This window comes from Kitasatospora sp. NBC_01287, from assembly GCF_026340565.1.
GTDB lineage: Bacteria > Actinomycetota > Actinomycetes > Streptomycetales > Streptomycetaceae > Kitasatospora.
In genome coordinates this window covers 4541350-4556563 of the sequence record NZ_JAPEPB010000001.1, presented here as the reverse complement: position 1 = coordinate 4556563, position 15214 = coordinate 4541350, and the positions used below count along the sequence as shown (strand labels likewise).

General features: G+C 70.6%; 13 protein-coding genes. 6 read left to right on the top strand and 7 right to left on the bottom strand.

Annotated features, from left to right (window positions below; all coding sequences use genetic code 11):
- Positions 1–68: 68 nt before the first annotated feature.
- The 4 genes from OG455_RS19405 to OG455_RS19390 form a co-directional block, all read right to left on the bottom strand.
- On the bottom strand, positions 69–1283 hold the full coding sequence (locus OG455_RS19405) for a hypothetical protein (protein WP_266295424.1): 1215 nt from the start codon (positions 1281–1283) through the stop codon (positions 69–71).
- Between the two features lie 125 nt (positions 1284–1408).
- Entirely contained in the window at positions 1409–2719 is a 1311-nt protein-coding gene (locus OG455_RS19400; protein WP_266300874.1) for an MFS transporter, read from the bottom strand.
- Positions 2720–3064: 345 nt separating this feature from the next.
- Positions 3065–4147, bottom strand: coding sequence for an inositol-3-phosphate synthase (locus OG455_RS19395; protein ID WP_266295423.1), 1083 nt, complete (start codon positions 4145–4147; stop codon positions 3065–3067).
- A gap of 135 nt (positions 4148–4282) precedes the next feature.
- Entirely contained in the window at positions 4283–4966 is a 684-nt protein-coding gene (locus OG455_RS19390; RefSeq protein WP_266295421.1) for a PadR family transcriptional regulator, read from the bottom strand.
- Between the two features lie 458 nt (positions 4967–5424).
- Between OG455_RS19390 and OG455_RS19385 the strand changes: the two genes are divergently transcribed.
- Together OG455_RS19385 and OG455_RS19380 are read left to right on the top strand one after the other, a co-directional pair.
- Entirely contained in the window at positions 5425–8286 is a 2862-nt protein-coding gene (locus tag OG455_RS19385; protein WP_266295419.1) for a transglycosylase domain-containing protein, read from the top strand.
- Positions 8287–8412: 126 nt separating this feature from the next.
- Positions 8413–10092 carry a glycosyltransferase family 87 protein gene (locus tag OG455_RS19380; RefSeq protein ID WP_266295417.1) on the top strand — a complete coding sequence of 560 codons (1680 nt, stop codon included), beginning with the start codon at positions 8413–8415 and terminating at the stop codon, positions 10090–10092.
- Positions 10093–10099: 7 nt separating this feature from the next.
- Here OG455_RS19380 and OG455_RS19375 read toward each other — a convergent pair whose 3' ends face one another.
- From OG455_RS19375 to OG455_RS19365, 3 genes are all read right to left on the bottom strand, one after another.
- Positions 10100–11191, bottom strand: coding sequence for an alanine racemase (locus tag OG455_RS19375; RefSeq protein ID WP_266295415.1), 1092 nt, complete (start codon positions 11189–11191; stop codon positions 10100–10102).
- A 54-nt stretch (positions 11192–11245) separates the two neighbouring features.
- A complete protein-coding gene (locus OG455_RS19370) occupies positions 11246–12364 on the bottom strand; it encodes a peptidoglycan bridge formation glycyltransferase FemA/FemB family protein (protein ID WP_266295413.1) in 1119 nt (372 codons plus the stop codon).
- A 271-nt stretch (positions 12365–12635) separates the two neighbouring features.
- Complete coding sequence (locus OG455_RS19365; RefSeq protein ID WP_266295411.1) at positions 12636–12935, bottom strand: hypothetical protein; 300 nt, start codon at positions 12933–12935, stop codon at positions 12636–12638.
- A 334-nt stretch (positions 12936–13269) separates the two neighbouring features.
- Here OG455_RS19365 and rpsF point away from each other — a divergent pair, with 334 nt between their 5' ends.
- The 4 genes from rpsF (at position 13270) to rplI (ending at position 15065) form a co-directional block, all read left to right on the top strand.
- Positions 13270–13560, top strand: coding sequence for a 30S ribosomal protein S6 (gene rpsF, locus OG455_RS19360; RefSeq protein ID WP_266295409.1), 291 nt, complete (start codon positions 13270–13272; stop codon positions 13558–13560).
- A 98-nt stretch (positions 13561–13658) separates the two neighbouring features.
- Positions 13659–14285: a single-stranded DNA-binding protein gene (locus tag OG455_RS19355; protein ID WP_266295407.1), complete on the top strand. Its 627-nt coding sequence runs from the start codon at positions 13659–13661 to the stop codon at positions 14283–14285.
- A gap of 79 nt (positions 14286–14364) precedes the next feature.
- Positions 14365–14601 carry a 30S ribosomal protein S18 gene (rpsR, locus tag OG455_RS19350; protein ID WP_030304537.1) on the top strand — a complete coding sequence of 79 codons (237 nt, stop codon included), beginning with the start codon at positions 14365–14367 and terminating at the stop codon, positions 14599–14601.
- 17 nt (positions 14602–14618) lie between these two features.
- Positions 14619–15065: a 50S ribosomal protein L9 gene (gene rplI / locus OG455_RS19345; protein ID WP_266295405.1), complete on the top strand. Its 447-nt coding sequence runs from the start codon at positions 14619–14621 to the stop codon at positions 15063–15065.
- Positions 15066–15214 lie beyond the last annotated feature (149 nt).

The window sequence follows — 15214 nt, the reverse complement described above, 5'->3', positions numbered from 1 at the left end:
GACGCCCAGCGGCCGGATGCCCAGCGGTCGGGCGCGCCGCCGGCGCCCGACCGCTGAACGCGCGCCGGTCAGACGCTGGCGCCGGTGGGGGCGTCCCCGGTGTCACCGGAGGTGTCGCCCGAGGTGTCACCGGACGTGCCACCCGAGGTGTCGTCCGGGGAGCTGGTCGGCGGGCTGCCCGGTGTGTTGGGAGCCAGGCAGAGGACGAAGCTGCTGGCGCCGTCCGGGTGGGCGTACCAGGTGGTGGCGTCCGAGTAGGGGGAGCAGGCCGAGGCGGGGTCCATCATGGTGGCGACCCGGCCGAGCACCCGGTACTGGGCCTTCGCGTCGGTGCACGGGACCACGGCCAGGTCGGGGTTGGTCTGGTTCTGGTCCGCGGTGCCGCCGCCGTCCCGCAGGCAGTCGCCGCCGTTGGCGTTGAGCACCGAGGTGCCGACCGCGGTGTCGGTGCCGCTGCCGCCGGCCAGGAGCAGCGCCAGGATCGTGATCGAGGCCGCCACCGAGGCGATCGGCACCAGCAGCATCCAGATCGCGCCGCGCTTGGTGAGCGGGGCGCCCGGGTCCAGCTGGGGTCCGTGCGTGCCCGGCGCGGGTGGCGGCAGCTGACGGATCTTCTGATAGGCGGACCGGTTGCGCAGCAGTGCGATCAGCGTGAAGAGCGGTGAGAGGTAGGCCCACCAGCCGCGCAGCAGCGTGTACTGCGACAGCTGACGGACCGTCGCCGTGCCGCAGACCTGGCAGTAGGGGCCTGGCTGGCGGAGGAAGCGCATCAGCACGACCAGGCCCTGGTGCCCGTGCACCGTGACGTCCGCGGCGGGCATGCCGCCGCAGACCCGGCAGGCCACCGGCCCGGGGAAGCCGTACCCGTAGGCGTAGCCGAATCCGGGCTGCGCGGGCGGTGCGTACGGATTGGGCGCGGCGAAGGGGTCGGGCGGGTACGGGCCCGACACGGCCTGCGGCGGCGGCGCCTGCGGCGGCAGGAATGCCTGGGGCGCCTGCGGTGGGGAAGGCATCTGGGGCGCGGGCGCGGCCGCGGGCATGGCGCTCGGCGGCTGGAGCGGGGGCGGCGGCACCGCCGCGGCCGGGGCCTGCGGTGGGACCGCCGGCTGGAGCGGTGCGACCGGGGTCCGTACAGCCGGCGCCTGCTGTGTCGGCGCTTCGGCCTGGGTGGGGAAGACCGGCGGCGGCAGCAGCGAGGACGGGGGCGGCTGGTCGGACGGCTCGGCCGGCGGCGTAGTCGTCGGCGGAGTGTACGGATTCGGCGGCTGGTGCGGATTGCTCACAACGGCTCTCCGAGGACGGCACGACGGCCAAAGGGCGGCGGAAAGAGTGAAGGTGCGGCGGAGCTGTGGCGTGGTGCTGCGGACGTACCCTAGCGATTCGCCCCGCCGCGGTCACCAGGGCCCGGTCAGCCCGGTCGGCGGGCGTAGAGCACGGCGCTGAGCGCGTACAGCGCGGCGACCCCGAGCACCACGCCCGCCGAGCGCCCGTCCAGCGGCAGCACCAGCGCGGTGACCCCTGCCGCCGCCACGAAGGCGACATTGAAGAGCACGTCGTAGAGGGCGAAGACCCGGCCCCGGTAGTCGTCCTCGACGGCGTTCTGCACGATCGTGTCGGCACAGATCTTGGTGCCCTGGGTCACCACCCCCAGCAGCAGGGCGGCGGCCATCACCGGCCCGGTGGCGAAGAAGAGGCCGAGCCCGGGGACGAAGACGGCGGCCGAGCCGAGGCAGGCGACCATCCAGCCGGTGAGCCCGAGCCGCCTGGTGAACCACGGGCTGACCACCGCGGCCAGGAAGAAGCCGACCGCCGAGAAGCCGAGTGCGGTCCCCAGGGTGGCCAGCCCGGCCTGGCTGTCGGCGGGGTCGTTGAAGGTGTAGCGGGAGAGCATCAGCACCGTGACGATCAGGACGCCGTAGCAGAACCGCGCTGCGGTCACCGCGGCCAGCGCGTGCACGGCGGGTCGGCTCTCCTTGACCAGGTGGCGGATCCCCTCGGCCAGCGCGTGCCCGGCCTGGCCGAGCGCCGCCCGCAGGTCCGGGCGGTCCTGGTGGTGCTCGGGCCCCAGCAGCTCCGGGTCCATCCGGTGGGCGGCGAGCGCGGCCGCCAGGTAGAGCGCGGCGGCGACGGTGACCAGCGCGGCGTCCGCTCGCGGCCCCGGTGCCATGACCTGGTGGAAGAGGAACCCGATGCCGCCACCGCAGGCGGCCGCCACGGTGCCCGCGGTGGGGGAGAGCGCGTTGGCCGTCACCAGTTGGTCGGGCGCGACCACCCGGGGCAGCGCGGCGGACAGGCCGGCCAGGATGAACCGGTTGAGCGCGGTGACGAGCAGCGCGCAGGCGAAGAAGAGCCACTCGGGCACCTGGCCGAGCAGCAGTGCGGCGGTCACCAGGCCCAGCCCGAAACGGGCCAGGTTGCCGAGGTAGAGCACCTGGCGGCGGCGCCAGCGGTCGAGCAGCACGCCGGCGAAGGGGCCGATCACCGAGAACGGCAGCAGCAGCACCGCCAGCATCGAGGCGATGTCGGCGGGGGAGGCCTGGCGCTCGGGGGAGAAGATCACGTAGGAGGCCAGCGAGACCTGGAAGACCCCGTCGGAGAGCTGGGAGAGCAGCCTGGCGGCCAGCAGGCGCCGGAAGTCACGGGTGCGCAGCAGCCCGCGGAGCGTGGCGCGGCCGACGGACTGGGTACTGCCGGCCGCCGGGGCCGGCCTTCTGGTGATCGCCACCAGGTCAGGGTGTCATGGCGAGGGCCGATGTTTCACGTGAAACATCGGCCCTCGCCATGACGAACGATCAGCTCAGCGTTCAGAGCTCAGCGCTCTGTGCTGAAAGTCGCGACCCGCTGCGGAGCAGCTGATCGATCGGAGTGCTGCGCTCAGCGCTCTGTGCTGAAAGTCGCGAACCTCGCTGCGCTCAGCGCTCTGTGCTGAAAGTCGCGAACCTCGCTGCGCTCAGCGCTCTGTGCTGAAAGTCGCGAACCTCGCTGCGCTCAGCGCTCTGTGCTGAAAGTCGCGAACCTCGCTGCGCTCAGCGCTCTGTGCTGAAAGTCGCGAACCTCGCTGCGCTCAGCGCTCGACCTCACCGCGGATGAACTTCTCCACGTTGTCCCGCGCCTCGTCATCGAAGTACTGCACCGGCGGCGACTTCATGAAGTACGAGGAGGCCGACAGGATCGGGCCACCGATGCCGCGGTCCAGGGCGATCTTCGCCGCGCGCACCGCGTCGATGATGACACCGGCCGAGTTCGGGGAGTCCCAGACCTCGAGCTTGTACTCCAGGTTCAGCGGAACGTCACCGAAGGCGCGGCCTTCGAGGCGGACGTAGGCCCACTTGCGGTCGTCCAGCCACGCGACGTAGTCGGACGGGCCGATGTGGACGTTCTTGGCGCCCAGGTCGCGGTCCTTGATCTGCGAGGTGACGGCCTGCGTCTTCGAGATCTTCTTGGACTCCAGGCGCTCGCGCTCGAGCATGTTCTTGAAGTCCATGTTGCCGCCGACGTTCAGCTGCATGGTGCGCTCGAGGATGACACCGCGGTCCTCGAAGAGCTTGGCCATCACGCGGTGCGTGATGGTCGCGCCGACCTGCGACTTGATGTCGTCACCGACGATCGGCACGCCGGCCTCGGTGAACTTGTCGGCCCACTCCTTGGTCCCCGCGATGAACACCGGCAGGGCGTTCACGAAGGCGACCTTGGCGTCGATGGCGCACTGGGCGTAGAACTTCGCGGCGTTCTCGGAGCCCACCGGCAGGTAGCAGACCAGGACGTCGACCTGGCGGTCCTTGAGGATCTGCACCACGTCGACCGGAGCCTCGTCGGACTCCTCGATGGTCTCCCGGTAGTACTTGCCGAGGCCGTCCAGCGTGTGGCCGCGCTGCACGGTGATGCCGGTCGGCGGCACCTCGCAGATCTTGATGGTGTTGTTCTCGCTGTTGCCGATGGCGTCGGCCAGGTCGAAGCCGACCTTCTTGGCGTCGACGTCGAACGCGGCGACGAACTCCACATCGCTGACGTGGTAGTCGCCGAACTGCACGTGCATCAGCCCGGGGACCTTGCCGGCCGGGTCGGCGTCCTTGTAGTACTCGACACCCTGCACCAGCGAGGCGGCGCAGTTACCCACGCCGACGATGGCTACGCGAACCGAACCCATTCCGGTTGCTCCCTGTGATCTCGTGAGGTCCGCCGGAGAACGGCGGCCCTCGTCCTGCTTCTCATCTGACTCATTGACGGGCGCACTGCGCCCATTTCCGCCGCATGGCACGGGGCAGATGCGGCGGCGGCACTCCTAGTCGGAGCGCCCCGGGCGGTCGTGCGGTGGCCGGAGCGGATCCAGGGATCCGCTCCCGTCGCCACGGCCGTCCGAAGACTGTGGTGTCGCGGCCCGGCCCGGCGGGGCGGCGGTGCGCCCGGTCCGGTTGGCCCGCTCGGTCTCGATCAGCTCGTTCAGCCAGCGGACCTCGCGCTCCACCGACTCCAAGCCGTGCCGCTGCAGTTCGAGCGTGTAGTCGTCGAACCGCTCACGGGTGCGGGCGATCGAGCTCCGCATCCGCTCCAGCCGCTCCTCCAGCCGGCTGCGCCGCCCCTCCAGGACGCGCATCCGCACCGCCCGGTCGGTCTGGCCGAAGAAGGCGAAGTGCACGCCGAAGTGCTCGTCCTCCCAGGCATCCGGACCGGAGTCGGCCAGCAGCTCCTCGAAGCGCTCCTTGCCCTCCGGCGAGAGCCGGTAGACGATCTTCGACCGCTTGCCGTTGAGCGCGGTGGCCGGGACGTACGCGGTGTCCGGGTTGTCCTCGACCAGGAAGCCCTGGGCGACCAGGCTCTTCAGGCAGGGGTAGAGCGTGCCATAGGAGAAGGCGCGGAACGAACCGAGCAGCACGTTGAGGCGTTTGCGCAGCTCGTAGCCGTGCATCGGAGCGTCGTGCAGCAGGCCGAGAACGGCGAACTCCAGCACTCCTGAGCGCCTGCTCACGCTGTCCGGCCTCCCTTCGACGTGCTCCTGGTCGGTACTCCGCCGTCGGCTATGCCGCCGCGATGTATCGACTCGATATATCGAGAACGATAGGCCGAGGTCACGATTGGGGCAAGGGGGGCGCGGGTGAATGTGATCACAAGAGTCCGGGATGTCCGTCGGCGGGGCCGTGCCGCCCGGCCGTGCGACCTGCGCGGATCGCGGAGCGAGCCGCCGAGGCCGTGCCCGTCAAGGCCAACTCGGGGTTTCTTGGCAACGGGCACGTAATGATCTGCCGCTCTTTCGCGGTAGTTGTGACGATATGCCCGATTGATGACTCATCAAGGATGCGTACGCTGTCGCGTGTGCACGAGGACCACCACCGGGGTAGCGGCCTGACCCAGGCCTAGGGCGGTTGCGGGCATCGGAAGTGGATCCTGTCTACAGGCGTCCGTGCCTGGCCTAGGAGTTACTGGACTATGAGCGAACACCGGCGCCGGTCGCCGAACTCGGGCGACGGCGACGAGCAGCCGCCCGGCCGACCGAACGGCCAACGCCCGTACGCCTACGGCTCTCCGCCCGAGGGTGCGCCCAGCTACGACACTCCTGGCCGGCCCAGACCTGGCCGGACGGCCTCGCCGAGCGGCCCGCCGCGCAGCCGGGAGACCTCCCAGCAGCCGCGGATGACCCGGGCCGAGATGCGCAAGGCCGCGCAGAAGCGCGGGCGCAAGGGCGGCGGACCCGGCGGACCGAGCGGCCCCGGAAAGGACGGTCGCGGGGCCGCCGCCAAGCCGCCGGGCAAGATGCGGTTCATCGACTACCCGCGCTGGGGCAAGCGCGGCGTGCGCCGCTGGCTGCCCTCGTGGAAGCTGGTGCTCTCGCTCTTCCTGCTCTTCAGCGGCGGTGGTGTCGCCGCGATCGGCACCGCGTACGCGATGACCACCGTGCCGCAGCTCAAGGACCTGGTGAACGACCAGCCCAACGTCTACTACTGGGCCGACGGCAGCCAGATGACCACGACCGGCAGCACCCACCGGGTGATCGTCCCGATCAGTGACATCAACAAGTCCGCGCAGGACGCGGTGATCGCGGCCGAGAACGAGTCCTTCCGCACGGACAGCGGCATCGACCCCAAGGGCATCGCCCGCGCCGTCTACAACATGGCGTCCGGCGGGGCCACCCAGGGTGGTTCGACGATCACCCAGCAGTACGTGAAGAACGCCTACCTGAACCAGAGTCAGACGGTGAGCCGCAAGCTCAAGGAGTTCTTCATCACGCTGAAGATCAGCCAGAAGGAGTCCAAGGACGACATCCTGGACGGCTACCTGAACACCAGCTGGTTCGGCCGCGGGTCCACCGGCATCCAGGCCGCCGCCCGCAACTACTACGGCGTCGACGCCAAGGACCTGAACCCCTGCCAGAGCGCGATGCTGGCCGGCCTGCTCAAGGGCGCGGCGCTCTACGACCCCTCGCTCAGCGCGGCCAACCACACGAACATGTTCGGCACACCGAGCAACCCGAGTCTGGGCCGCTGGGAGTACGTCCTCGACCGGATGGTGGTCACCAAGGCCATCACCCCGGACCAGAAGGACCAGTGCGAGAAGGCCGGTCCGCCCGAGCCGATCAAGCAGCAGCCCTCGACCAACATGAGCGGGCAGGTCGGCTACATCGTCGCCACCGTCGACAAGTACCTGGAGCAGAAGGACCCGACCATCACCGACGCCTCGCTCGGCGTCGGCGGCTACCAGATCTACACCACCCTGCAGAAGGACAAGGTCGACGAACTGAGCGCGGCCGTCGCGCAGATGGCCCAGCAGAACCTCGACCCGGTCAAGCGCCCCAACAACGACTCGTTCGTCCAGGTCGGCGCGGCCTCGGTGGTCCCGGGTGACGGCGCCCTGGTGGCGCTCTACGGCGGTCCGGGGCAGGACAAGGGTCAGTACAGCAACAACGCGGACACCACCGGTGTCCCGGTCGGCTCGACCTTCAAACCGTACGTGCTGGCCACCGCGATGCAGGTCGGCCTGCAGACCCAGACCGGTCCGGACGGCAAACCACTGCGGATCAACGAGGACAGCCGCTACAACGCCGACGACCTCAGCACCATCCGCAAACCGGACGGCTCGCTGGTGACCAACCCGGACGGCTCGGTCTTCAAGCAGAAGAACGACGAGACCGGGCCGCAGGGCTACGTGACCCTGCGGGACGCGATGATCAACTCGTTCAACGTGCCCTACGTGCAGCTCGGCGAGGACGTCGGCGGCCCGAACGTGGCCAATCTCGCGGCCCAGATGGGGCTGAGCAAGGCGAGCATGCCGGTCCAGAACCAGAGCACCGCCGCCTTCGCCATCGGCACCTCGACGCCCAGCGCGATCCAGATGGCCTCCGGCTACTCGGTCTTCGCCGCCCGCGGGCAGCAGACCGACATGTACCCGGTGACCAAGGTGGAGTTCGCCGGCAAGCAGCTGACCACCTTCACCAAGCCCGCCCCGAAGGCGGTGCTCGACCAGGCGGTGGCCGACAACATCACCAGCGTGCTCCAGGACGTGGTGCAGAAGGGCACCGGTACCAAGGCGCAGGCGGTGGGTCGCCCGGTGGCCGGCAAGACCGGTACCACCGACAAGGGCACCTCGGCCTGGTTCGACGGCTTCACCCCGCAGCTGGCCACCGCGATCACGATGTTCCGCGAGGACCCGAACCACCCCGGGCTGATGTCGCTGATCGGCACCGGCGGCAAGAGCTCCTTCTACGGTGGTGACCTGCCGACCGAGATCTTCGCCAACTACATGAAGTCCGCGCTGGCCGGCACACCGGTGCAGGACTTCCCGGCGCCGGAGCCGGTGAACACCGAGGTCGACGCCTCGGGTGCGCCGAGCACCGCCTCGCCCTCGCCCTCCACCTCGGCCAGCTCCTCGGCCTCGGCCAGCACCGCCCCGACCACCCAGGCCCCGACCACGGCCCCGCCGACCAGCCAGGCGCCGGTCCAGCAGCCCACCGGTGCGCCGGCGACCTGCCTGCCGGGCACGGACTGCGGCGGCGGCCAGCCGACCCCGAGCAAGTCGGCGACCGGTGGTCCCGGCGGCGGCACCGGTGGTGGTACTGGTGGTGGCACCGGCGGTGGAACCGGCGGTACGGGCGGCGGCACCGGCGGTACGGGTGGTGGCACCGGCGGTGGAACCGGCGGCTGCATCCCGCTCATCGACTGCCCGAGTCCGAGCCCTTCCCACAGCCATGGCGGTCCTGGCGGCGGTACCGGTGGGGCCGGTGGCGGCACCGGCGGTGGCGGATCCGCCTCACCCTCCGCACCGGCCAGCGGGGCGAGCCCGGCAGCCGGCACCTGACCACCACGGAGGGCGGTCCCGCGCGAGCGGGGCCGCCCTCCGGCGTTGGTGCCCGCAGGTGTTCGGCGGCGCGGATGTACGGACCAGTCCTCGTCCGATCGGCGGGCGTGCGGCAGTATGTCCGGCATGACGTCCAGCACACGTGACGAGACGCCCGCCCCCGACCCCGGGCCGGCGTCGGCCGAGGGCCCGCTGCCCAACACCGTGGTCGTCCCCGCGGACGAGGACCCGGTCGCGGCGGCCGGAAGCGAACTGCTCGGTGGCCCGCCCGGGCGCCGGGCCCTGCTGGGCGTCTCGTGGTGGCTCCCGGCCCGGTTCCTGGCGCTGGCCACCGTGGTGACCTACCTGGTCGGCATGGTGCAGAAGCTGCCCTGCTACACCAGCGGCTGGTTCTTCGGCGCCACGGCGCAGTACACCCACTCCTGCTACAGCGACATCCCGCACCTGTACACGGCGCGCGGCTTCGCCAACGGGCTGCACCCCTATCTCGACATGCTGCCCTCGCCCTCGCCGGACATGAAGTACCTGGAGTACCCGGTGCTCACCGGGGGCTTCATGCAGATCGCCGGCTGGCTGACCCCCACCGGCGGCGCCATCGACGACCGCGAGCGCTGGTTCTGGATGGTCAACGCCGCGATGCTGCTGATCTGCGCGGTGGTCACGGTGATCGCGCTCACCCGCACCCACCGCCGCCGCCCCTGGGACGCGCTGCTCTTCGCCCTGGCGCCCTGCCTGGCACTGGACGCCACGATCAACTGGGACCTGCTCGCGGTCGCGCTGACCGCCGTCGCGATGGCCTACTGGTCGGGCAAGCGGACGGTGTGGGCCGGTGTCTTCATCGGCCTGGCCACCGCCGCCAAGCTCTACCCGGTGCTGCTGCTCGGCCCGCTGCTGGTGCTCTGCTGGCGCTCGGGCCGCTGGCGGGAGTTCTGGCAGGCCACCGCCGGCGCGGTCGGCGCCTGGCTGCTGGTCAACCTGCCGATCATGATCGCCAACTTCGACGGCTGGGCCACCTTCTACAGCTTCAGCCAGACCCGCAAGGAGGACTTCGGGTCCTTCTGGATGGTCCTGATGCAGGACCGCAACGAGTCGCTGGCCGGCCTGAACAACTGGATCGCCGCGCTGCTGATCGCCTGCTGCCTGGGCATCGGCTGGCTGGCGCTGAGCGCGCCGCGCCGGCCACGCTACGCCCAACTGGTCTTCCTGGTGGTGGCCGCCTTCGTGGTCACCAACAAGGTGTACTCGCCGCAGTACGTGCTCTGGCTGATCCCGCTGGCCGCGCTGGCCCGCCCGCGCTGGCGCGACTTCCTCATCTGGCAGGCCTGCGAGGTGCTGTACTTCCTCGGCATCTGGTCCTACCTGGCCTTCATCAGTGACGCCAAGCAGCACGGGATCGGCCAGGACTGGTACCACTTCGCCGTCATCCTGCACCTGGCCGGCACGCTCTACCTCTGCGCCAAGGTGATCCGCGACATCCTGCGCCCCGAGCACGACCCGGTGCGCTGGGACGGCAGTGACGACCCGTCGGGCGGTGTGCTCGACTTCGCCCCCGACGTCTTCGTGATCGGTGCGGCGCGCCGACTGCGCGAGGCGGAGTCCTACACGGCCTTCGCCCCGGTGGACGGCTCCGCCGGTCCGGACGGGGTGGACTGGCTGACGCCCCAGGAGCAGGTGGACGTCACCGAGGAGCAGGGCCCGCGGGACCGGCACTCCGGGGACCGGCACCCCGAGGACCGGGAGCCCGCAGGCCTGGAGCCCGCGGACGTCGTGGCGGTGGCGCCGGCCGCGGAGCCCGAGCGCGCCTGACCACCCGTCAGCCGGGCCGGTCGGTCACCTGGTCGAAGTGCGTGGTGGTGTGCCGGACGTTGACCGGCAGCTCGTCGCCCACCGCCGGCGGCTTGTCGCCGCCGGGCAGGAAGACGATGCTCACCTGCATGTGCGGCGGCTCGGCGAACCAGAGCTGGCGCCCGTTCCACTGGTAGGGCGACAGCGTGCGGTTCACCGTGGCCAGCCCGGCCCGGGCGAGCTCCTTGGCCCGGGGCAGCAGGCCGTGCACGTACTTCGGCGCCGCCATGCCGATGCCGTGCGCGGTGCCGCCGGCGAGCACCAGCAGGTGCCCGTCCGAGGGCGCCCGGTGCTGGCGGTAGCCGTAGCGCTCGCCGCGGGACACCGCGGTGACGTCCAGCACGGTGGCGCGGGCGGTGAGCGAGCCGACGTCGCCGAGCCAGAGCCGGGTGCCGATCCGGGAGCGGAACTCGGTGCCCGGGTACCGCTCGGCCAGCGCGCCGATGCCGGCCGAACTCAGATGGCTCAGGTAGACGGTGGCGGCGGGCAGCCCGGCGGCGGCGATCGCCGCGACCCACCCGGCCACCTCGGTGACCGGGTCGGCGCTCTTGGCGCGCTTGGGACGGGAGGAGCCCCGGGGGCGGTCCAGCGGCAGGTGCAGTGCGAAGCCCTCAAGGACGGCGCCGCCCCGCCCCGCGGCCTCGGCCAGGTGCGCCAGCTCGCCGGACGCGATGCCGTGCCGGCGCATGCTGGTGCGGCACTCCACCACCACCCGGTGGCCGGCCAGCGCGCGCAGTGCCTCCACGTGCCCCACCGTGCGCACCACGCGCTCGGCCGGCAGCCCGGGCGCCTCCTCCCCGATCCGGTAGGGCGTCAGCACCAGCACGTCGCCCTGGTAGCCGCCGGCCTCCTCGGGCTCGCCGAGCACCTCGGCGGCCTCCGCCGCGGTGCCCACCGCCAGCGCGCCGGCGCCCAGCAGCGCCGCCTCGCGGGCCAGCCGCAGATTGCCGAAGCCGTAGCCGTTGCCCTTGGCCACCGGGACCAGGTGCGGGAACTCGGCCAGCAGCGTGCGCTGATGCGTCCGCCAGCGGTCGGTGTCGACGTACAGCGAAAGGGTCATCGAGCTCTCCCCGGGGGGTGGTGCGGGTGGTGCGATCGGCGGCGCGCGGTCGGGTCAGCGGCGCGACATGTAGAGGTCGAGCGCCTTGTGCAGCAGCTTGTTCAGCGGGAAGTCCCACTCACCCAGGTACTCGGCCGCCTGGCCGCCGGTGCCGAGCTTGAACTGGATCAGGCCGAAGAGCGGGTCCTCCTCCTGGAGCGTGTCGCTGATCCCGCGCAGGTCGTACACGCCCGCGCCCAGCGCGTACGCGTCGCGCATCATCCGCCACTGGATCGCGTTGGACGGTTTGACCTCGCGCTTGTGGTTGGCCGAGGCGCCGTAGGAGTACCAGACGTGCTCGCCGACGGTGAGCATGGTCGTCGCGGCCAGCGGCTCGCCGTCGTGGTAGGCGAGGTAGAGCCGCATCCGGTTGGGGTCCTCGGCGTTCATCGCCTGCCACATGCGCTGGAAGTAGCCCAGCGGGCGCGGGGTGAAGCGGTCGCGCTCGGCGGTGACCACGTAGAGCCGGTGGAAGACGGCCAGGTCCTCGTAGCTGCCCTGGACCACCTCGACGCCGCTCTTCTCGGCCTTCTTGATGTTGCGCCGCCACAGCTGGTTGAAGCCGCGCTGGATGTCGTCCAGCGAGCGGCCGGCCAGCGGCACCTGGAAGACGTAGCGCGGCTGCACGTCGCCGAAGCCCGCCCCGCCGTCCTCGCCCTGCAGCCAGCCGGACCGGCGCAGCCGTTCGGCCAGGTCGAAGGCCTGCGGCTCGTACCAGTCGGCCTCGATGTCCCGCAGCCGCTTGGCCTGGCCGCCGGCGATCGCCTCCTTGATCGTCGACGACTCCCAGCGCCGGATCACCACCGGCGGCCCCATCTTCACCGAGAACGCGCCCTGGGCCTTCAGGTGCGCCAGCATCGGTCGCAACCAGCGCTCCAGGTCGGTGTCGAACCAGTCGATCACCGGGCCCTCGGGCAGGTAGGCCAGGTAGCGCTTGACCTTCGGCAGCTGTCGGTAGAGCACCACACCGGCGCCGACCACCGCGCCCGAGGCGTCGATCCAGCCGATCGACTCGCTGCGCCACTCCGACTTCACCTCGCCCCAGGACGGCACCTGCATGTGACTGGCGGTGGGTCGGCCGCGCAGGAAGGCGAGGTGCTCCTCACGGGTGATCGTCCTCAGACGCAGGCTCATGCTCGGGATGCTCCTTGGGGTGGGCGGTGGTGCGGTGGTGACGACCGGCGGGTCCGGGCCGGCCCTGGTGCTCTGTGACCCTATGGACAGCTCTGTGACCCTATCGCCCGAATGGTCCGTTTCTGCCCGGCACACGCGGCGCGTTGACGGAACCCTAGGGGGCCGGGCCGCCGGCGGGTGTCGGAACACCGCGAACGGCGCCCTCCGCGAGGAGAGCGCCGTCGCGTGCGCCGGGTGTGCGCCGAGGTGGCCGGGTGGGCCGCCCCGGCGGTTACCCGAAGAGGCCGCCGTGGGCCAGACCGACGCCGAAGCCGAACGCTGAGGCGGCCAACGCGATCACCAGCACGAAGCGTTCGGCGGTGGTGACCGAGATGAACTGGCCCCACAGCCCGGTGACCACGCCGGCGAGCCCGGTCCAGGAGCTGAGCAGGTGCAGGCTGTGGACGAACGAGGTGCTGAAGGCCAGCAGGCCCAGGACCACGGTCAGGCCCACCAGGGTGTTCTCCCTGGGGTGCGTGCGGCCGTCGGTGTTGAGGGTGAGCGTGGGGAATCGGCGGATGGTCTGTGCCATGGAACCCACCTCCTGCGGAGGGCGAGTGCGGTGTGTGTACCCGTTCTGCCCAGATTGCGCCGCTCCAGACGTAGCGGCAATCCATGGGTGTTTTGTTCGTCCGGATGGGTGCGGGTAGGCTGAGCGATCTGCACTGGTGTACCTGTGCCCCTGCCTGCCCGCTCGCGGGTCAGCGGCCCTTCGGGGTCCGGCGGGGTCCGACTGTCAGACCCGGTCACTACGGTGGTCCTCACCACAGTGGTCCGAGGTCGGCATGGCTCCAGTGCCGACGCCGTACAACCCTCCTGCCACGGAGAGACCGTGGCCGCTGAGTCCAAAGGAGGTGGGTTTACCCATGCGTCACTACGAGGTGATGGTCATCCTCGACCCCTCGGTCGAGGAGCGCGCTGTCTCGCCCCTCATCGAGAACTTCCTCAATGTCGTTCGCACCGGCGGTGGCACCGTCGAGAAGATCGACACCTGGGGCCGTCGTCGCCTGGCGTACGAGATCAACAAGCAGCCCGAGGGTATCTACTCGGTCATCGACCTGAAGGCCACGCCCGAGGTCGTCAAGGAGCTGGACCGCCAGATGTCTCTGAGCGAGTCGGTTCTGCGGACCAAGGTCCTGCGCCCGGACACCCACTGAGCCACCGTCGGGACTGCTGAAGTCCCGATGGCTCATGTCCGATGTTTCACGTGAAACATCGCTGAACGGAACTCTTCCTCCCGAGAGGTCAGCACACCATGGCAGGCGAGACCGTCATCACCCTCGTCGGCAATCTCGTCGACGACCCCGAGCTGCGTTTCACCCCCTCGGGTGCGGCGGTCGCGAAGTTCCGCATCGCGTCCACTCCCCGCACCTTCGACCGCCAGACCAACGAGTGGAAGGACGGCGAGAGCCTCTTCCTCACGTGCAACGTCTGGCGTCAGCCGGCGGAGAACGTGGCCGAGTCGCTGCAGCGCGGCATGCGCGTCATCGTGCAGGGCCGACTGCGCCAGCGGTCTTACGAGACCAAGGAAGGCGAGAAGCGGACGGTCTTCGAGGTGGAGGTCGACGAGGTCGGCCCGAGCCTGCGCTCGGCGACCGCCAAGGTGACCCGGGCCAACCGGTCCGGTGCGCCGGGCGGTGGTGGCGGCGGCAGCTTTGGTGGCGGTGGCCAGCAGGGCGGCGGCGGTCAGGGCGGCCAGGGTGGCTGGGGCGGTGGCGGCGGCCAGGGTGGCGGCAACTGGGGTGGCAACTCCGGTGGCGGTCAGTCCGGTCCCTCCGACGACCCGTGGGCTTCCAGCGCTCCCTCCTCTGGCGGTAGCCAGGGTGGCGGCGGCTGGGGTGCCCCGTCCGGTGGCGGCTTCTCGGAAGAGCCCCCGTTCTAAGAGCTGACAGATTTCGTGCGACCCGGGACACCCGCACCCGCTGCGGGTCCTGGATCGTGATCCTCATTTGGAGCACACCATGGCGAAGCCGCCTGCTCGCAAGCCGAAGAAGAAGGTTTGCGTCTTCTGCAAGGACAAGGTCAACTACGTTGACTACAAGGACACGAACCTGCTGCGGAAGTTCATTTCCGACCGTGGGAAGATCCGTGCCCGCCGGGTCACCGGCAACTGCACCCAGCACCAGCGTGACGTCGCGACGGCCGTGAAGAACAGCCGTGAGATGGCGCTGCTGCCCTACACCAGCACCGCGCGCTAAGAGAGGGTGACCGAAGAATGAAGATCATCCTCACGCACGAGGTGACCGGCCTCGGTGGCGCCGGCGAGGTCGTCGAGGTCAAGGACGGCTACGCCCGCAACTTCTTGGTCCCGCGTGGCTTCGCCATCCGCTGGACCAAGGGCGGCCAGAAGGACGTCGACGCGATCCGTCGCGCCCGCAAGATCCACGAGATCCAGACCATCGAGGTGGCCAACGAGTTCAAGGCCAAGCTCGAGGGTCTGCAGGTCAAGCTGGCTGTTCGCTCCGGCGACGCCGGCCGCCTGTTCGGCTCCGTGACCCAGGCCGATGTCGTCGAGGCCGTCAAGGCCGCCGGCGGCCCGGCCGTGGACAAGCGCGCTGTCACGATCGCTTCGCCGATCAAGACCGTGGGCACCCACAAGGTCTCCGTCAAGCTGCACGCCGACGTCAAGGCTGACCTCGACGTCGCCGTCGTCGCTGCCTGACCCAGGCCGCGGTAACGCGTCAACGACAGGGCCGGACCTCCCGCAGGGGAGGTCCGGCCCTGTCGCGTTCGCCGGCCCTGTCGCGTTCGCCGGCCCTGTCGCGTTCGCCGGCCCTGTCGCGTGGGTCAGGCCAGGTCAGGCCAGGTCAG